The following is an 18,270-nucleotide window of genomic DNA, read 5'->3' as shown; positions in this document are numbered from 1 at the left end:
TGCTGGATCGGTGCGCTTTCTGGCGGCAGCAGTCGAGCTACTGCGCGTTCTTTAAATGCTTGTCCGTATCGTGCCACTTCATCGCCTCACGCCCCAAGATTACAGCTCTATCGGGGCGGCAACTAGAGTGACATGAGGGGCACGTCACGCTGCGTGGCAACCATCGCCAGAACATCTTCTTCAAGCCTGCGGATCGAGATCTCTTTAACGAAATCACTGCCGAGGTGATCGAGCGATTCACTGCGCGGCTGCATGCCTACTGCCTGATGACAAACCATGTTCACCTGCTCATGCAGGTGAGTGATGTTCCGCTCGGGCGTCTCATGTTGCGGATCGCGGGTCGATACGCTCGCACCATTCAGCGCCATCTGCACACCACCGGCCATCTGTTCGAGAAACGCTATTACCCCGTCATTGTCGACGCTGACGCTTACCTGCTGGAGCTGCTTCGCTACATCCACCTGAATCCCGTGCGAGCAGGTATGGTCGACGCCGCAGCGGCCTACAGGTGGTCAAGCCACCACGCCTATCTCGGAGCGCGCGCAGAACCGTGGGTCATGACCGACTTCGCCCTCGCCATGTTTCACTCGAACCGAGCTCAGGCGATTGAGGCGTACTCTCGATTCATCGGTGCATCTGTGGACACCCAGTCACCGCTCGTCGAATGCAATCCCAACGATCGACGGATTCTCGGCAGCGATGAGTTTGCAGGCAAGCTGCTGGGTGCCGCATGGCAACCGAAATCCCGCAAGACGCTGCAGCAACTCGTCGACGAAGCAGCACGGGGATTCTCGATCAGTCGTGAAGCTCTGCTCTCGCCCAGCAGACAGCGTCACCTCTCCAAGGCCCGCGCATGGATCGCTCACGAAGCGATATCCCGCCGGATCGCCTCTCTCTCGCAAGTCGCCCGCCTGCTTCAACGCGATGAGTCGAGCCTGCGCGAGGCCGTCCAGCGACACTTCGCTCGATAACCCCGAAACCCCGGCCCGGCACCGGAGAGAATGCGAGACCTGACCCCAAGCTCTGTATCGACCTATACCGCAATGACGCCGCCATCCACAAAGAGTTCGGCGCCGGCGACGAAACTGCTCTCGTGCGAAGCCAGGAACAGCACCGCATTGGCCACCTCCTCGGCTTGACCTAGCCGTCCGAACGGAATCATCTGCTTCAAAGCGTCCTCCACACCCGCGTTGCCTTGGATATACGCCTGCATCGCTGGCGTGCGGATCATTCCGGGCGAAACTACGTTGACGCGAATGCCGCGACTTTTGAGATCAGTCGTCCAGGTTCTTGCGAGCGAGCGGATCGCTGCCTTCGTTGCACTGTAGATCGACAAGGCGGGAAGTCCTTTGCTACCTGCCGCCGATCCCGCCAGAATGATCGCACCACCGCTCGGCATGAGCGGCAAGGCCTTTTGAACGGTGAAGACGAGCCCCTTGACGTTCGTCGCGAATACGCGTTCGAAATGCTCCACGTCGATCTCACCAAGCGGCGCGGACTCAGAGATACCAGCATTGGCGAAGACGATATCCACCCTGCCTTGATCATGCTGTATGCGCTCGTAGAGTCGATCAAGATCGGCCAAGTTACTCACGTCTCCTTGAACTCCAACGGCGCCGTTGCCGATGTCTTTCAGCGCCTCGGCCAATCTCTCTTGCCGTCGTCCCGTTATATAGACTCGTGCGCCCTCTGCCGCGAACATCCGCGCGGTCGTCAAACCGATGCCCTCGCTACCGCCGGTGATTGCCACGACCCGGTCTTCAAATCGCCTTGCCATACGGAGCCTTCCTATAACCGGAGGATTGATCCACTTACGATACGGAGGCATCCTCCACTTCGCAACTCTAATGAAACAGAAAAAATCGACCCGAAAGACAGCGCTGCGCGCAGATGCGCAGCGAAACCGTGATTTGATCCTTGCTGCGGCCGAGGAAGTCTTTCTGGAGCGCGGCGCTGGCGCTTCACTAGACGATGTGGCACGGCGCGCCGGGGTTGGAATCGGAACACTCTATCGGCACTTCCCGACGCGAGACGCGCTCCTGTCGGCTTCTTACAGCGCGCGCTTTCTGTCATTCGCGGAGTCGAGTCGTGCAAACAGCAACGCCGAGCGCGATCCGTGCGGAGCGGTTCGCACCTACCTCGAGCAACTGGTCATGCACACGAACGTCTACCAAGGACTCGCCACATCGCTCGGCACCGTTCTCCAGAGTGGCACTCCAGGTTGTCACGCGACCAGCGAAGAAGGACGCAGGCTACTGCGAGTTGCGCAGAAAGCTGGAAGCATCCGCCGCGAAGTGTCCTTCGACGATCTCGTCTGTGTGGCAACGGCAATTTCTCTCGCCGCCGAGAAGGATGGCTCATCACGAGTCCGTATCTCACATCTGGTGGGCCTGTTCCTGAATGGAATCTGCGTGCAATGAATCAGGCACGCTATCGGTGCCGGGCCGGGAAAGCGGGATAACGCTGCATCAGTCTTCAGTCGCTCGGAAAGCTTTCCCGGTTTCCCGGCCCGGCACCGAAGGCTCCCCGACACCGATCACCGCCGCGGAGATTTTCGGCACGGAAGGCCGCGCTTGCCTCACTTGCGCCGACGCATGAAGAACCCCGGAATGGCGAGCGCAGTGAACCCGCCGACCAGAAGGATGATCTTCTGCGCTTGGCTGAATTGGACGTGCTCGCTCGTTACCAGAGACAACATCCCCATTGAGGCGAGCACAACAACGACCAAGTACCACTGGAGTCTGGCGTTCCCTTTCGAGTCGGCGGCGGATTCCTTCGGCAGCTTTCCCAAGCGCTGTTTTATTCGGAGCGAGATCGCGCGATATACCAACCACATCAATACGCCTGACAGCGCGAATGCAACTACTTTCATTTTTCTTCCGAAAATCCACCAGCTCATCCCGAACCAACTGCCACACCGAAGCCGGTCGGTAATCCACCCGGGGCCCATTGGACACCCATCAAATTCACACACCCACGTTATCTAATTGCCCGGTTTCCCGGCCTGGCACCGGAGTGTGCGCAAGTCGCCCGCCTGCTTCAACGCGATGAGTCGAGTCTGCGCGAGGCCGTCCAGCGACACTTCGCTCGATAACCCCGAAACCCCCCCTCATGTCACTCTAGTTGCCGCCCCGATAGAGCTGTAATCTTGGGGCGTGAGGCGATGAAGTGGCACGATACGGACAAGCATTTAAAGAACGCGCAGTAGCTCGACTGCTGCCGCCAGAAAGCGCACCGATCCAGCAAGTTTCCCAAGAACTGGGGATATCGGTAGCAACCCTAGAGAGATGGCGAGCGGACGCATTGGCTGCGCCTACTCGAGACCGGGTATGGACCGCAGCGGCTCGGCTACAAGCCGTGATTGCGACGGCAGCGATGGACGAGGCACAGCGCAGCGCCTGGTGTCGCGAGAATGGCGTGTATCCGACACAGCTGCAGCTGTGGAAGGAGAATGCCACGGCGGCACTGAGCGAGACACCGGAAGAAGGCGTCAGTGCCCAGCAGAGCCGTGAGGCGAAGAGGCGCATCAAAGAACTCGAACGGGATGTGAGACGGAAGGACAAGGCGCTCGCGGAGACGACGGCCTTGCTGGTGCTCTCAAAAAAATTCGAGGCGATCTTGCAGCGAGACGAGGAAGAATGATCGCGCTGGAAGATCGCCACAGGACGGTGCAGTGGTTGGAGGCGGCCTGCCGCGACGGAGCGCGGTTGAGGCTGGCTTGCGAAGTCGCAGGCATCGATGCGCGCACGGTGCAGCGCTGGAAAGCAGGCAATGGGCTGCAGCGCGGGGATCGTCGCCCGCAAGCGATCCGGCCGGCGTCCGCGCATGCGTTGAGCGCCGAGGAGCGTCAACGCATCCTTGAGGTCGCTAATGAGCCCCGGTTCGCCGAGCTGCCACCGGCGCGCATCGTGCCGATGCTGGCCGATGAAGGCACCTACATCGCTAGCGAATCGAGCTTCAGCCGTGTGCTGCGTGCTCACGGCCAGGTGCGACATCGTGGGCGTGCGAAAGCGCCTCAACGAAGCAGACCACCGAGCACGCATGTGGCCATGGCCCCGCGGCAGTTGTGGTGCTGGGATGTGACGTTCCTCGCGAGCCGAGTGCAGGGCCAGTGGTTCTACTTGTATCTGATCCTGGATGTTTACAGTCGGAAGATCGTAGGCTTTGAGGTGCATGAGACCGACAGCGCCGATCATGCCGTCGATCTGCTGCGGCGAACGGCATTGAGCGAGGGCATCCATACGCTCGCAAGAAAGCCCGTTCTCCACGGCGACAATGGCGCCACGATGAAGGCGACGACGGTGCTCGCCATGCTGCACTGGTTGGGCATCAAGCCCTCGTACTCGCGGCCGCGCGTCAGCGACGACAACGCGTTCGTCGAAGCGCTGTTCCGGACGGCGAAGTATCGGCCGCAGTTCCCGGCGTCCGGCTTCGTGGATCTGGAAGCTGCACGCACTTGGGCGAGTCAGTTCGTCGCTTGGTACAACCACGAGCATCGGCACAGCGCGATTCGCTTCGTGAGTCCAGCGCAGCGTCATGCCGGTCACGATCAGCAGATCCTGGCGCGTCGCCATGCGTTGTACACGCAAGCCCGCGAGGCCAATCCGCGTCGCTGGTCGCGTCACACACGTGACTGGACGCCGGTTGCAACCGTCACGCTCAATCCCGAGCGCGAATCGGTGGTGAACGCAGCGTTGCAGTTGGAGATGAAAACGGCGGCAGCCGCGTAGAACGAGCGGCAACTAGGTTGACATGCACCGCGTGGTAGAAGGCACCAGCGGCGTGCAGTCTGAGGGGGCGAGGCATCCTTGCGCTCCAACGTGGTTGCGAACCAAGCCAAGGATGGGTGGTTCAGGCAGCAACGAGCCTGCGAATTTCTGGCCGCTTCGTCGAATAACCCCGAAACCCCGGCCCGGCACTTCTGCCCTTCTTCTGCCCTTCTAGAACAATGGGGGCAGATCCCCCCTTTGTTCTCCCGCCCAAGCTGCTAGATCGAATTACCGGGCGCGGCTCATTGATCGCCAGCGGGAGAGAGCTAAGTCTGCTCGGTTTAGGAGAGATACCGGGTCACGTGGACAGATTGCGGGTGCCGAACGCTGAATTGAAGGAGTACGAGAAGACCCTGGATCGCATCATTGAGAAGCTTCGGCAGGTGCGATTACTCGACACAACTCGTCTATCTGACTCATAGTGGTGCCTCTTCTTCGGTACCGTGCCGAGGGTTCGTGGGTTCGCGTAGCTCCAGCACATTTGGACGTGCGTGCAAGATCACATCTCAACGAGCGTGTGATCCCGATACGGGTCTGAACAGGTACATATGCGAAATTGGAAGCTCCGGCTCTTCGGTCTCTTGATGTGCCTGATCGCCAGTTCGGTAAATTCCGCCGGCGATCCTGTCGAGGCTGCAAGCTCGTTCCTGCAATTCTTGCGATTGGGAGAATTCGACCGCACGGCCGCGCAGTTTCGATATCCAACACCATGATCACTGGGGCACGCATCAATTTCCGGATGATCTCGCCAGCAGCACGCTAAGGAGTCTCGTCAAGCCGCGTATCGGATACGTCAACCTGCAAGGAGTTCGCATGCACAGTGATTCACCGCATGTATCAGCGGGGAAGCAGACGGATAGAACGATAGTTCTTGTCCTCTCTGCTGCAATTTTTATTTTTGGCCTTGTGCTGGTAGGTGCTGGAGGGATGTTGCAGGGGGAGTCAACGCTTCAAAGCGTGATGCTCAATACAGGGTCGGGTTTCCTGTCGGGTGGAATAATGGCGATGGCATTTGAGCGCTTGACTCGGGACAGCGGTTGGCTGGTAAGCCAACTGATCAGTACGGATGTCATGAGGAATCTAGAGAAATTGCACGAGCGACATGACATTGTTCTGCTGGAGGAGGTGCGGCGCCTTTCACTGGAGACTCGCGCGATGCTCCGGGAGGTCTCGTGTGCCGGGTTCCAAGACAGCATCCGACGTGAGGTGTTTGCTTCAGGCGTTGTCGGTGCCTATCCATTGTGGTCGGGACGCGTTCCCGCAGACTTTATGCTTACCGAGCCGAGCCTCAGGGTCATGCTGAAGGATGGTCGCTCGTTCTTCAAAGAACGAGAGGCTGATTTAAAGGATCGGTTTCGCCGCAATGGATTTCGTACAACGATACTTATCCTCCATCCGGACAGTCCTTACATGGGCGCTGTTGCGCGGATGGATCACGTAAAGGCCGACGATGTCTACAAGCAGGTCAAGGACTGCCACTACGCCATAGAAGCGATGCAAAAAATTGGAAGTGAGTTGCTCAAGGAGGGCGTAGATATCCGCAAAAACGTAGATTTCCTGGGGTATCCATTCGTGCCGACTTGGACCGGCTTTATCGGAGAGTCACTCGCGTACGTCAGTATGTTCTTCACTCGCCCCCACCGAGGGGACCTCAACACGATTGTCATTCGAAAGCACGACGATCGCGGTGAGGAGACTCAGTTCTACAAAGCGATGTCCCGAGAATACGAAGAGATCCGCAGGCACATCCAGGATTCTGAAGAAGCATCGCTATTTGACTATTCGATTTGAGCCAACCACACACAGATTGGACAGCCACCAACTTACGGTGCCGAGTCCAGGGGTCGTGAACGCCTCCGGTGCCGGGCCAGGGTTTGCGACCCTCCGGTGTCAGGTGAGCTGACCCGGTTTCGCCGGACAGATGTTTAGGTTGTTGCTCGACTTTCGTACTCAACAGGACTTAAGTAGTCGAGTGCAAGTGCACATTGGACACCCACCCACTTTCCAGCCGATCCGCAGACATCCCCCGGATTTAGCGTCCGGCCCGCTTTCCCGGCCCGACACTTTCGATTCCTCCGGCGGCGTCCGTGTCACCACCTACGGAATTACGCGCAAGTCCGCGTAGCCGGGTACTGGTCCGCGCCAGAAGATTGCCGTCTACACCATAAGTAGGGGACAGATCATGACGGCCAGAGTCTCAGCGCTGACCAGGGTCTCCATGCTGCTATCCATCGTGACGCTGGCGCTCGTGGCTACGATCGCGTCCGCGGACGAGTACGATGAAACGATCTCGATTTTCAAGAATGCCGGTGCGAGCAGCGCATTCTTCAGCAACAGTTATGGCTGCGCGGTCTTTCCGACCGTCGGTAAAGGCGGCTTGGGTGTGGGCGCCGCTCATGGCAAGGGACGTGTCTACCAGAAAGGGAAGTACGTTGGCGACGTCACGATGAATCAGGTCAGCATCGGGTTGCAGGCCGGCGGCCAGGCGTTCAGCCAGATTGTTTTCCTCGAAGACAAGCGAGCGTTCGACGAATTCATCAGCAACAACTTCGAGTTCGATGCCACGGTCCAGGCCGTCGCGATCACGGCATCGGCAACTGCAAGCGCCGGGTCCGCAGGCGCCGCGGCCGGCGCCAGCGGCGGTAAAAGCGACGCCAAGACGGTCGGCAACTATCACAAGGGGTATCGCCGTGTTCACCGTCGCCAAAGGCGGGTTGATGTACCAGGCCGCAGTCGGCGGGCAGCGTTTCAAGTACAAGGCACTCTGAGTGAGGGGCTCTCTTAGGACGTCCGCCAGTTTCGCGGCTTGAACGAAACAGAATTGATGGGGGTCTTGGTTGCACGGTTGCCCTCCTGTTCGTATTCGTCGAGGTTGCTTTGCATGTCTCAATTTTTTGCCCCGCTCCCGCTCCCGGCCCCGGTCCGCGGATTCGCGGATTGGCGCTAGGATGAGGACGGGAAGCGGCGCAGCGTCCCGTCGCGGAACTCTCACCCGAAGACGCTCTCTCTGGTAGTGCTGCCCTGATGTCCGGATCGATCGGGATCCAAACCTTGGGGGATGCCACCGGCTCAGGCAGCGTGATCTATGAATTTCCAGACCTCTGGACGCTGCCGCCTAGAGTCGAGTGACCGTGATGACCTGAGTTGAATCTCGCAAAGGAAGAAACGCCTCCGGTGCCGGCCGCGAAACCGGTCGAGTGCGTCGGGCGTGACGCGACGTTATCCCGCTTTCCGGCCCGACCGTTGATGCGTGGTCCTCCGTTTCTCAATGCAATGGGCTGAACCTCGTAATCCGCCGAAGTTTCCCGAACTTGCGCCTGCCTCTCCCTGCCGGATCTGTTCGTTCAGCGCGCTGCACGGAATCCGATCGGTCCGCCAGAAGCAGTGACTACATGAGTGTCGCCTCGAATTGACAGCGGCCCCGCAGAAGCGCCATCGCCCGCAAAGCCGCCGCGCAGCAGCGTGCCTGGGGGGCGCTGGTCGCTGCCCCCGCGAAGCACTGCAAGTCGTCTGAGAAGTCGTCGAACCAGTCGCCGCATGTGGACACCGCTAGGACACCAACCGATTCTTGCCGTCCGTAATTCTTGGCCCCATGGCTGCGCGGACTCTCTTAGGACATCCGCCAATCTCGCGGCCTGAACGAAACAGAATTGATGGGTGTTCCGGTTGCCCTCCACGCCGTTTCCTCCGTCAATTCTTTGGCGCCGAACATTGGCTGCAGGCGAGTCGGGTCAGCAGGAATGTTTCAGTCGCGTGATGTCTGTGCCTGATGACGTCGGTTCCTGGCGACGGACGATTCTCACACGCTTGGATCCTACGATGCTGCGGCAGTGGTCTGCATGCATCTTCAAAGGAATAACAACGTGTACAGGAATTCGATATTCAGCATCGCTGTGGCGACGCTGTTGGTTGCTTGCGGTGGTGGCGGCGGTTCGCAAGGGAATGAATCGCCTCCCCCCGGTTCCACGACGCCTCCTCCGACGACACAGCCGCCTGCGGAACCGCCGCCGTCTAATCCGCCTGCGATGCCCGAGCCGGATCTCGAAGCGCCGCCAACGGCGACGCTGCCGGATCTGCCGACGCCGATTCCGGCCATACCTGCGCCGCCGCCGTCGCATCAGCTTCCTTCCGGCATCGACACAAGCAATCCAAGCGTAGCGGTGTCACCGATTGCGGTGACCGCGTCGACGGCACTCGGCGGCAATACGGCGCCAAAGACCATCGATGGCGATCCGGCGAGTCGCTGGGAGAGTGCCCATCAGGACGATCAATGGATCCAGTTCGATTTCGGCGCGAAGGCCGCGATCGGCTCGATGAAGCTGACGTGGGAGAACGCATACGGGAAGGAATATTCGATTCGCGTCTCCGACGACGAACAGACCTGGTATCAGCTGCGTCACGTGGCCGGTGCGAAGGGCGGATCCGAGGAGTATCTGAACCTCAACTCCAACGTCCGCTACGTCCGTATTCACGGCGTGAAACGCGCCACGCAGTACGGCTACTCGCTGTTCGAAGTGTCTTTCAAGTCGCCGGGCAGCGATAACACGCTGGTCGCGAAGGTCACGCCGTCACTCACGCCGTTTCCTGCCAACGGCGATCAGCTTGCACCGCCGTCTGCGCAGCAGCCGCCATTGGAGGGCATCCAGTTCTCGCTGCCGGACGGAACGCTGGTCACGCGTTACGCGCAGGTCGGACGCTCCCGCCATGGCCGCGAGCGTGGTGAGGAGTGGAACGAGATCGGCTACGGGCCCAATGACACAGTCGACGCTGCCGGCAATCCCGTGGACAAAGGGCCGGGCGCCTATCTCAACTTCGTTGCACAGTATTTTGACGGCCGCTCGTGGGGTGTCGAGATCATCGATGACAGCCGCGTGGCGGGAGTGACCAAGCCGACACTCAAGGTGAATCAATACTTTCAGCAGGCGCAGAAGGCGGGTGGGCACTCTTTCTTCCGCGCCGTCGATCGGCCAGGCGTCACGGGATTCGGTTGGATGTCGCCGGGACAACTGCTGAATCCCTCGCTCTATCAGATGGATGCGGCAGTCTGCGCCGTGCAGCCGAAACCACCGGAGGGCAGGCTCGCCAATGCGAGCGGGCTCAACGATGGCTGCAGCGTGAGCCTCGACAACTATCCCGGCCACTCCGAGCTGAGCCCGGATGCGAACGGCGTACTCGCTCCCAACGGAAGATCCGTGCCGGCGCGCGCGCTGAAGATCGGCGATGTCATCGAAGTCACGATGTCTTTCTTCTCGACGCCGGAAGCGATGGCTGCGGCGGGGAACAAGGGCACGGGTCATCGCTACTACACCAACGAACTGACTTACGTCGTGGGCTCGGGTCTGCGTCCGCAGTACGGCGTGCAGCCGCGACTGATGAATGCGATGTTGCCGGAGGAGACGTGGCAGGGTGGTCTCGGCTCGATCTCTTATGACTATGCCGACAACTCCGAATTCATGTTCCAGCAGCCCCACAATCACATCGGCATGCAGAACATGCAGCGCTTCCTCGATGGACGCCGCTGGTTTCACACCAATATGCGCACCGGCGATCACAACGAAACCGGCAACGAGCGCAATCAGGCCGCAGTCGGATTGCAGGGAGATCACTTCACCGCCGAGACATGCTTCAAGTGTCACCACAACAACGGCCGCGGCATGGCGCCGTTGGTCGTCAACCAACGACTCGACACCATGGTGGTGCGCACGGCGCAGTCCGATGGCAGTGGCCGGCAGCTGCCGCACCCCGCCTATGGTGCCGTCGTGCAAATGAACGCGAAGCCTTCGAGCAGCGCCGTGCGAACCGATTGGGGCACCGCCGTGCGAGTGGCGGGCTTCGACGTAAAGTCCGTAACGCTCGCTGACGGCACGACGGTGCAGCTCAGCAAGCCGAAACTGGCGTTCGACGGCCCGACACCCGACGTGTATTCGCTACGTAGCGCGCAACCCGTGATCGGCATGGGCCTGCTCGAAGCGATTCCCGACGCCGATATCATTGCCCGCGTGCGCAACGCTGCCGACGCCGACGGCGTCAAGGGCACTGCGAACTATGTGTATGACCCGGAAACGGGGTCGGTGCGCCTGGGTCGCTTCGGATGGAAAGCCTCCAAGGCGACATTGCGGCATCAGACGGCGCTCGCGGCTCTGCAGGACCTGTCGGTCACATCGCCGATCTATCCCAACCGCGATTGTTTGTTCGGCCCTGCGAACTGCAAAACCGGCAAAGTCGAGCCGGGCATTTCCGAAGAAACGCTCACGCTGCTGACTCGCTATGTCGCCTTGTTGGGCGTGCCGGCACAACGAAGTGTGGTCAGCGGTTTTCCGAAGGGCGTGGCACCGCTGGCATACCTCGACGTCAACCCGACACAGATCGCCGCGGGCTCGAAGGTCTTCGATGCGGCCAAGTGCTCGGGCTGTCATGTGAGAGAAATGACAACCGGTACAGGCTCGGAGTTGGCCGAAGTGCGCACTCAGAAGATCAGGCCTTACACCGATCTGCTGTTGCACGACATGGGTCCGGAGCTTGCGGACAATCTCATCGAGGGTCAGGCCACCGGCAGCATGTGGCGAACCTCGGCGCTCTGGGGCATCGGCTACACCGAATATGTCGCCGGCCAGGACTTCAAAGTAGGCTATCTGCACGACAGCCGTGCTCGCTCCCTGACGGAGGCGATTCTCTGGCACGGCGGCGAGGCAACCACCAGCCGACAGTCATTCGAACAACTCGGCACACAGGATCGTGAAGCGCTGTTGAGCTTTCTGAAATCCCTGTAGGGAACGAGGGGAATCGATGGTCCACTGCCGGTAGCGCAGGACGCGCTGCCGGCACGTGTGTTTTCGAATGGAACCGTGGAAAAATAAACCGGTGCCCTTTCCTCCTCGATCTTCGTGCGATACCAGCGCACACGGCGCCAGGTGTGTTGGGTGATGACGAGCGCAACCGCGCCAGGCAGACAGCGTCGCTTATCGACACGAGGCTTCTTCCGGAGATCTCATGGTTGCGAGCAGAAGACCAACCTGGAATTGGCGCGACGAAGGGTTCATTGCACCACCGATTGCAGTACCCAGTTCGCCCCGACTCAGGATGTATCGAATCTGGGGCGGAACGTCGACCGAACTGGGCAGCGCGACAAGACCCGGGGTCTGCTTCTCATTCCACGCGCCCACCACTCGCCGCGAAGCGGAGCGTCTCTTTGCACTCTGGGAATGGGGTAACAGGTGCTCGCACATCAGTACTTTCGAAGTGGGCGCCGGCGCAACGCTCTTCATTGGCAAAGTACATCCTGGTGACTTCTACCAAAGTGGGCTTGGTGCCACCGGTTCGCAGGTCTTCATCGAGACCCCCGACGCGAGAAAGCATGTGCGCAGGATCGGCCCGGCAAGGTTGCTCGGGAACGACATGGGAACCCATATCGTCGTGCCGAACCGGGATCCGGGTAAAGCCCGGTCGTCCTAGTGCGATGAGTCTCGTGTTCCGGGATGCCGAGACCGCCAACGTCCTCGTGCCGTGCCGCGGATTCGCCGATTGAAGGCAGCGCGTAGCGTGTCTTGTTTGGGATCGGAAGGAACTGCATCATCGGTCCGACTTCCGCATCGGATCACGATCATGTCGTACGGATTTCTGGATGTAGCCATCACGCCGAGCGTCCGGGCCGCGCAGGCAGAGCTCGGGGCTGATCGCATCTGGAGGAACTTCAAGGGTCACCGCGAGTGCGATCGCTTCACCGAAAACGAGGTCGCATTCATTGCGGAGCGGGACAGTTTCTACATGGCGTCTGTGTCCGAGACTGGTTGGCCGTATGTTCAGCACCGCGGCGGGCCGCCCGGCTTCCTCAAGGTGGTCGACGACAGGACACTGGCTTTCGCTGACTATCGAGGCAACCGTCAGTACATCTCCATTGGAAATTTAGCGGCGAACGACCGGGCTTGCCTCTTCCTGATGGATTATCCCGGGCGCGCGCGCCTCAAGATCTACGCACACGTGGAGAAATTGGCGCTCGACGCGGACCCGGCTCTGACTGAGCTGGTCACGGACGTCGCCTATAAAGCGAAGCTCGAGCGCATCCTGAGGCTGCGACTCGAGACCTTCGACTGGAACTGCCCGCAGCACATCACTCCGCGTTTCACCGAACAGCAGGTCACCGAAGCGGTCCGCCCGCTCCGTGAGCGACTTGCCCAATTGGAGGCGGAAAACGCGGCATTGCGTGACCAGCTCGGAGCTCGTGGAGAAGAGGGGCCCTGACTGGCCCGACCTCATTGGACATGCGTCATGCACACAGACGAGGCTCAGGAGCCTACGAACTCAGTGCTGGACGTTGGTACATGGGGAGTCACGTGTATCAGCTGCCCGCAGCGAACACGGAACTGCAGTCCGCTTCGTCAGTCGGCCAGCAGTTGCTGCAGCTTCGCCGCGGCGGGTGCGATGCTGGCGCGATAGCGCTCGAGCAGCGCGTACCGCTTCGCGTCGTTCTCGGTGACGCTCTGGAATGCCGCGGCCATGCCGTCGAGACGCGAGCTGACGAGCCAGCGCCGTATACCCTCATGCCTGGACCACAGATACTGATTGCTCATCGAGATCGTCATCATCCCAAGCCAGTCCCGCGGCACTTCCGGCAGGGGCACGACACTGCTCATCGCGTTTCTTGTCACCTCGTCGACGATGGCCGATTCGAGATAGGCGATCAGCGCGGCGCTGAAGATCGGCTGGCAGGTGCGCACGGATTGCAGTGTGATGGTGTCGTTGGCGAAGATGGGCCGTCGCGGAACCGGACTGAACGCCTTCGCGGAACAGTGAACGTACAGCCAAGCCTTGTTCGCCGGCAGTTCGCCGCGATCCAGCGCGATGCGGTCGGCTTCGAGGCTGCGCACTTGACGTTCGTTGACGTTCTCCGGTGCCGGGCCGGAAACCGTGAAAACTCTGCGAACTGATCTGAAATGCGGCGGACGCTGAGGGCTGCAATCTCTACGATGGTCTGAATCGCATTTCATGATCATCGGAGGCAAGGATGCCGCGACCACTGCGCTTGCATGTGCCGGGTGCGCTGTACCACGTCACCCTGCGTGGCAATCACCGGCAGAACATCTTCCACACAACTCATCACCGACAGATCCTGGCGGATCTGATCGCCGAAGTGATTGCGAGATTCGATGCCAGGTTGCATGCGTACTGCTTCATGACCAACCACATCCATGCGTTGATTCAGGTATCGGATGCGCCCCTGGGCATCTCATGCTGCGCATTGCAGGGCGCTACGCGCGCACGAGTCAGGCGTCGATGCACACGACGGGACACCTTTTCGAGAAGCGCTATTACCCAGTGCTCGTCGATGCGGATGAATATCTGCTTGAGCTGCTGCGCTATATCCATCTGAATCCAGTGCGAGCGCACATGGTGGCTTCGCTTGACGACTACCCGTGGTCCAGCCATCACGCCTACGTGGGGCGGCGCGATGAGCCGTGGGTCACAACGGATTTCGCGCTTTCGCTGTTCCACTCAGAGCGTCAACAGGCGATCGCAGCGCATCGGCGCTTTGTGCAGGACGAAATAGGGCACGCAACCGCCTCGCCGTTTGCAGAGTGCAATCCAAACGATCGCCGCGTCCTCGGAAGCGATGACTTCGCCGCGAAGATGCTGGGCGATTCGTGGCGACCGCGCTCTCGCACAACGCTGGATGAGGTCATTGAAGACGCTTGCGCTACGTTCGAAGTTTCCGAGTGCTTTCTGGCTTCGTCGAGCAGGAAGCCTGCACTCGTTAGAGGGCGAGCCTGGGTCGCGCACAAAGCGCTCGCGCTGCGGATTGCTTCACTTGCTGCGGTAGCCCATCGCCTCAATCGGGATGAGTCGAGCCTGCGGCATGGCATCAAAGAGTATTTCGGCAGCCCTTGATGCGTTTTCCCGCTTTCCCGGCCCGGCACGAGAGACGCACGCATTCCGGCGGACGTATCTACGGCTGTGCAAGCGGCCACATGCGCCGCAATACAGAATCCTTCTTCACGGCGTGGTGCCAAAGCGCTGCGATGATATGCAGGGCTAGTACAACCCCGCCGACATAAATCGCATAGGCGTGCATCCGCCCGAAGAACGAGTACCCGAATGTGTGACCCAGCGGCAGCTTGGGAAGGATTCCGGGTACGCCTTCCATCCAGAAGAAATAGATCGGCAGTTCACCGAACACCGACAGGGCCGCCCAGCCCGACAGCGGCACAAGCAACAGCAGGACATACAGGAAGACGTGGTTCAGTTTCGCAAGCACCCTTTGATAGGCGACCAAACCCGGTGGATCGTCGGGCGTTGTTTGCTTCAACCGCCAGCCCAACCTCAACACCACTGGTATCAGAATCAATAGCCCCAGCGTGTGGTGGATTTTGGAGAGTGCGATGTTGACCGCCAGCATCTGCTGGTTTGTCACCTGCAACTCATAAGTGCTTGTCATGACGTAACCGACCGGCACGATCACGGCAATCATCAGCGCTGTGACCCAATGGAACGACTTGGCAAGCCATCCCCACTGCGTGGATGTGTTGTTCATTCTCCGACCCCTTCCCCTTGGCTGGCATACACCCCGACGTCGTCACAAGACGGCACTGCGGGCCAACCAGTACTGCGAGGTTATGATGCCACTCATCGCTATCTCGACGTGGGGATTTCAATTGCACCCGCGTGTCAGGCGATGATCCCGCGGCTATGTGATCAAGCTGGAGAGAAGTTGATAGTGGAAAGTGGATAGTTCTGGCGTTCAGTGCCGGGCCGGGGAAACCGGGAAAATTTTTGAACGGACTGAGGGGATGTAACGTTATCCGGCTCTCCTGGCCCGGCACTGTTGAGTTGCTGAGTTTCGCTGTTGAGTTTCGGCGCTGTCGAGTTTGCTAGCATCGCCCGGACGCCTTGTTCGGCGTTTATGCCACGATACCACCTGCGAACAAACCATCACGGAGAGCACTGCCATGGCCATCGAAAAAGCGCTTTACACCGCTCACGCCATTTCCACCGGTGGTCGCACCGGCACCACCGAGTCTTCCGACGGCAAGATCAAGCTGCAGTTGTCGACACCCAAGGCCCTGGGCGGCGACGACGGCCCAGGAACGAACCCCGAGCAACTGTTCGCCTCAGGTTATTCCGCGTGCTTCATCGGGGCGATGAAAGCCGTGGCCGCACACCAGAAGCTCCGCCTGCCGGCGGACGTGTCGATCAAATCCGATGTCTCCATCGGCCCGATGGTCGGCAAGCCTGGCGCTTTCGGCATCGCCGTCGCGATGGCAGTCAACGTGCCGGGGATGGACAAAGTGGCGGCAGAGGCGTTGGTGAAAGCGGCGCACGAGGTGTGCCCGTATTCGAATGCAACGCGTGGGAATATCGACGTGAGCCTGAGTGTGGTGTGACGGACCTCCGGTGCCGCGCCGGGAAGCCGGGAAAACTTTCCGCCGGTGCCGGGCCGGGGGTTCGGGGTTATGCAAATGATGTGAACCGAATCCCGGCCTGGCACCGAAGGATGCTTTTCTTGAGCCGCTTTGCCGCATTCCTGCGCGTCCTGCTAATGGGCCAGGAGCGGGTGGGCAACATGCGTTCCTAGTGGGCCTCCCAGCTTCCTGAACGCGGTCTAGGAGAGGTTGTCATGAACAAAGTTTCGTCCATCGCTGCGCTCGCGGGGATCTTCGCGGTTGCGGCAGCATCACCGGCGGCTGCCGTTCCCATTCGTGCGACGTTCGACGGTGACGACCACCAGGACACCCACCAATTTCCAGCCAACGCGCGAATAACCTCTGGGGCTACCCAATCTGTCTCCTTTGTTCTGCCTTGAAGTGCGACGTGGTCCGTTATATGAATGGAGCAATCCAGCTCATCAACGGAGTCGGTGATTGGGTGAGCGTCGCCAAATAGCGCCGGACTGCGTAATCGCGCCTTCCAACCCGCGTTAGCGTGTGGTCAAACTGTAAGCCGCACTCCACCTTGGCTGCGCATGCTGATTGCGCAGCACCGCAAACTGACGGCGCAAACAAACTTAAGGAACTTCTGATTTATTCCGCGTTCGCCCTGAGCACCGTGACCGCAGGTGACCAACGGAAATCCCGCGGGAGAATGGTTCACCCATCGAAGCGTGAACGCTACGGTGTTGAAACCAGGGCACTGATTTTTGGGTGTGCTTCGACAAACTCAGCACGAACGGAATGAATCAGACCTTCCTTGAGGTTCCCGATATGAGCCACTTGCAGGCTATGCAGATGGCATCTACCGATCGATCAGACCACTCGAATCGGACACGCTACATCACAGCGTGTGCGCCTCCTGCATCGGATGTTCCCACGTCATTTCTCCCTGCACCGATCCATTGACGCTATGACCCCCAGGAAGACTGTGCTGATCTATCGCAACGCGCTCCTGCCAATGTCGGAGACGTTCATCAAGGAACAGGCGATGGCACTGCGCGACTGGCGGCCCGTGCTGGTCGGTCGTCGGCTTCTGGATCAATTGCCCCTGAATGGTCTGGAGGTCCGTGTTCTGGGTCCGGAGGATTCGACTTTTCGCAGTCGGCTGATGTGGAAAGCCAGCACTGCGCTGCACTTCATGGCGCCGCATATCCGTCGCCTATTGAAGGCAGAGCAAGCCTCGCTGGTCCATGCCCATTTTGGGCCGGATTCGCTGGACGCCTGGCCGCTCGCGCGCGCCCTGGAATTGCCCATGCTCGTGACGCTGCATGGCTATGACATCAACACGCACCGCGTTTGGTGGGAGGCTGGCAACGCCGGGTCGGGCATGCGGCACTATCCGCAGCGTCTGCTGCAGTTGGCAACGCAGCCTGGCGTCGGATTCATCGCTGTCTCTGAGGCAATCCGCCGGCGCGCGATCGATTTCGGCATCCCTGCCGAAAAAATCGCGGTCAACTACATAGGCATCGATACGGGTAGATTCACGCCGGGTGCTATCCCCATCGGGCAACGCCCGCGAGATGTCCTCTTCGTTGGCCGGCTCGTGGAAAAGAAAGGTTGTCGGCATGTCATCGAAGCGATGTCTGTCGTACAGAGCGAGGTGCCCGACGCGCGCCTTGTCGTGATCGGCGATGGGCCGCTGCGCCAGGATCTCGAGGCGTTGGCACGCTCGCTGCGTGTTCAGGTGGACTTCCGCGGGGCTTTGGGAACCGCAGAGGTTCAACGCGCGCTTGGTAAGTCGCGGGTGCTTTGCCTCCCAAGCGTTACCGCAGCCAACGGGGATGCCGAAGGATTTGGTCTGGTGCTGTTGGAAGCCCAGGCATCAGGCGTACCGGTCGTGACCTCTGCACGAGGTGGCGCAGACGAGGGCATACGCGAGGGTGTTACGGGATACGCTTTTGCAGAAGGCGATACGGCCGTGCTGGCCGCGAGGCTGACCAGCCTCCTTACGGACGACGCCATGTTGCAGCGTATGGCCGAGCAGGGTTCCCGGTACGTAGTCGAGCACTTCGATGTGCTTCACTGCGCCAGTGGTCTCGAGACGCTCTACGACACTGCGGTCTTGCGACACTGACCGCAAA

At 60.1% G+C, this 18,270-nt stretch carries 15 protein-coding genes and 1 pseudogene; 12 read left to right on the top strand and 4 right to left on the bottom strand.

Annotated features, from left to right (window positions below; all coding sequences use genetic code 11):
* Positions 1-149 precede the first annotated feature (149 nt).
* Positions 150-971, top strand: a complete 822-nt coding sequence (locus VIZ63_RS00275) for a transposase (protein WP_331607471.1) — start codon at positions 150-152, stop codon at positions 969-971.
* Positions 972-1,033: 62 nt separating this feature from the next.
* Here the strand turns inward: VIZ63_RS00275 and VIZ63_RS00270 are convergent, their stop codons facing one another.
* A complete protein-coding gene (locus tag VIZ63_RS00270) occupies positions 1,034-1,777 on the bottom strand; it encodes a glucose 1-dehydrogenase (protein WP_331607470.1) in 744 nt (247 codons plus the stop codon).
* A gap of 70 nt (positions 1,778-1,847) precedes the next feature.
* Here VIZ63_RS00270 and VIZ63_RS00265 point away from each other — a divergent pair, with 70 nt between their 5' ends.
* A complete protein-coding gene (locus VIZ63_RS00265) occupies positions 1,848-2,420 on the top strand; it encodes a helix-turn-helix domain-containing protein (protein WP_331607469.1) in 573 nt (190 codons plus the stop codon).
* Positions 2,421-2,578: 158 nt separating this feature from the next.
* Here the strand turns inward: VIZ63_RS00265 and VIZ63_RS00260 are convergent, their stop codons facing one another.
* Entirely contained in the window at positions 2,579-2,899 is a 321-nt protein-coding gene (locus VIZ63_RS00260) for a hypothetical protein (RefSeq protein ID WP_331607468.1), read from the bottom strand.
* A gap of 269 nt (positions 2,900-3,168) precedes the next feature.
* On the opposite strand from VIZ63_RS00260, the gene VIZ63_RS00255 reads away from it, so the two are divergent.
* The 5 genes from VIZ63_RS00255 (at position 3,169) to VIZ63_RS00235 (ending at position 13,007) form a co-directional block, all read left to right on the top strand.
* A protein-coding gene (locus tag VIZ63_RS00255) for an IS3 family transposase (protein ID WP_331607467.1) occupies positions 3,169-4,730 on the top strand; the annotation gives its coding sequence in 2 pieces (ribosomal slippage) (positions 3,169-3,607 and positions 3,607-4,730; 1,563 coding nt in all).
* A gap of 852 nt (positions 4,731-5,582) precedes the next feature.
* Positions 5,583-6,560 carry a hypothetical protein gene (locus VIZ63_RS00250; protein WP_331607466.1) on the top strand — a complete coding sequence of 326 codons (978 nt, stop codon included), beginning with the start codon at positions 5,583-5,585 and terminating at the stop codon, positions 6,558-6,560.
* A gap of 391 nt (positions 6,561-6,951) precedes the next feature.
* Entirely contained in the window at positions 6,952-7,554 is a 603-nt protein-coding gene (locus VIZ63_RS00245) for a lipid-binding SYLF domain-containing protein (RefSeq protein WP_331607465.1), read from the top strand.
* A gap of 1,240 nt (positions 7,555-8,794) precedes the next feature.
* Positions 8,795-11,539: a di-heme oxidoredictase family protein gene (locus tag VIZ63_RS00240; protein WP_331607464.1), complete on the top strand. Its 2,745-nt coding sequence runs from the start codon at positions 8,795-8,797 to the stop codon at positions 11,537-11,539.
* 832 nt (positions 11,540-12,371) lie between these two features.
* Positions 12,372-13,007, top strand: coding sequence for a pyridoxamine 5'-phosphate oxidase family protein (locus VIZ63_RS00235; protein WP_331607463.1), 636 nt, complete (start codon positions 12,372-12,374; stop codon positions 13,005-13,007).
* Positions 13,008-13,144: 137 nt separating this feature from the next.
* Here VIZ63_RS00235 and VIZ63_RS00230 read toward each other — a convergent pair whose 3' ends face one another.
* The gene (locus VIZ63_RS00230) at positions 13,145-13,633 is read right to left on the bottom strand and encodes a hypothetical protein (protein WP_331607462.1); all 489 of its coding nucleotides are present in this window, start codon (positions 13,631-13,633) and stop codon (positions 13,145-13,147) included.
* Between the two features lie 137 nt (positions 13,634-13,770).
* On the opposite strand from VIZ63_RS00230, the pseudogene VIZ63_RS25550 reads away from it, so the two are divergent.
* Positions 13,771-13,965: pseudogene (locus VIZ63_RS25550) on the top strand (transposase); the annotation flags it as partial.
* A 29-nt stretch (positions 13,966-13,994) separates the two neighbouring features.
* Positions 13,995-14,651 (top strand): hypothetical protein, encoded by a 657-nt coding sequence (locus tag VIZ63_RS00225; RefSeq protein WP_331607461.1) that lies wholly within the window; start codon positions 13,995-13,997, stop codon positions 14,649-14,651.
* Positions 14,652-14,709: 58 nt separating this feature from the next.
* Here VIZ63_RS00225 and VIZ63_RS00220 read toward each other — a convergent pair whose 3' ends face one another.
* Complete coding sequence (locus tag VIZ63_RS00220) at positions 14,710-15,294, bottom strand: cytochrome b (RefSeq protein WP_331607460.1); 585 nt, start codon at positions 15,292-15,294, stop codon at positions 14,710-14,712.
* 415 nt (positions 15,295-15,709) lie between these two features.
* On the opposite strand from VIZ63_RS00220, the gene VIZ63_RS00215 reads away from it, so the two are divergent.
* The 3 genes from VIZ63_RS00215 (at position 15,710) to VIZ63_RS00205 (ending at position 18,263) form a co-directional block, all read left to right on the top strand.
* Complete coding sequence (locus VIZ63_RS00215) at positions 15,710-16,144, top strand: organic hydroperoxide resistance protein (RefSeq protein WP_331607459.1); 435 nt, start codon at positions 15,710-15,712, stop codon at positions 16,142-16,144.
* Between the two features lie 233 nt (positions 16,145-16,377).
* Positions 16,378-16,563 carry a hypothetical protein gene (locus tag VIZ63_RS00210; protein ID WP_331607458.1) on the top strand — a complete coding sequence of 62 codons (186 nt, stop codon included), beginning with the start codon at positions 16,378-16,380 and terminating at the stop codon, positions 16,561-16,563.
* Between the two features lie 614 nt (positions 16,564-17,177).
* On the top strand, positions 17,178-18,263 hold the full coding sequence (locus VIZ63_RS00205) for a glycosyltransferase (protein WP_331607457.1): 1,086 nt from the start codon (positions 17,178-17,180) through the stop codon (positions 18,261-18,263).
* Positions 18,264-18,270 lie beyond the last annotated feature (7 nt).

Origin of the sequence: Povalibacter sp. (assembly GCF_036520495.1) — a bacterium.
In the GTDB taxonomy this organism is placed as follows: Bacteria; Pseudomonadota; Gammaproteobacteria; order Steroidobacterales; family Steroidobacteraceae; genus Steroidobacter.
The sequence above is the reverse complement of the archived record's forward strand: the minus strand, read 5'-3'. Positions and strand labels throughout refer to the sequence as shown.

Bases quoted from the DNA above. Each gene is read 5' to 3' on its own strand.
- VIZ63_RS00270 (WP_331607470.1), bottom strand. From the start codon at position 1,777: ATGGCAAGGCGATTTGAAGACCGGGTCGTGGCAATCACCGGCGGTAGC.
- VIZ63_RS00265 (WP_331607469.1), top strand. From the start codon at position 1,848: ATGAAACAGAAAAAATCGACCCGAAAGACAGCGCTGCGCGCAGATGCG.
- VIZ63_RS00260 (WP_331607468.1), bottom strand. From the start codon at position 2,899: ATGAGCTGGTGGATTTTCGGAAGAAAAATGAAAGTAGTTGCATTCGCG.
- VIZ63_RS00250 (WP_331607466.1), top strand. From the start codon at position 5,583: ATGCACAGTGATTCACCGCATGTATCAGCGGGGAAGCAGACGGATAGA.
- VIZ63_RS00245 (WP_331607465.1), top strand. From the start codon at position 6,952: ATGACGGCCAGAGTCTCAGCGCTGACCAGGGTCTCCATGCTGCTATCC.
- VIZ63_RS00240 (WP_331607464.1), top strand. From the start codon at position 8,795: ATGCCCGAGCCGGATCTCGAAGCGCCGCCAACGGCGACGCTGCCGGAT.
- VIZ63_RS00235 (WP_331607463.1), top strand. From the start codon at position 12,372: ATGTCGTACGGATTTCTGGATGTAGCCATCACGCCGAGCGTCCGGGCC.
- VIZ63_RS00225 (WP_331607461.1), top strand. From the start codon at position 13,995: ATGCTGCGCATTGCAGGGCGCTACGCGCGCACGAGTCAGGCGTCGATG.
- VIZ63_RS00220 (WP_331607460.1), bottom strand. From the start codon at position 15,294: ATGAACAACACATCCACGCAGTGGGGATGGCTTGCCAAGTCGTTCCAT.
- VIZ63_RS00215 (WP_331607459.1), top strand. From the start codon at position 15,710: ATGGCCATCGAAAAAGCGCTTTACACCGCTCACGCCATTTCCACCGGT.
- VIZ63_RS00210 (WP_331607458.1), top strand. From the start codon at position 16,378: ATGAACAAAGTTTCGTCCATCGCTGCGCTCGCGGGGATCTTCGCGGTT.
- VIZ63_RS00205 (WP_331607457.1), top strand. From the start codon at position 17,178: ATGGCACTGCGCGACTGGCGGCCCGTGCTGGTCGGTCGTCGGCTTCTG.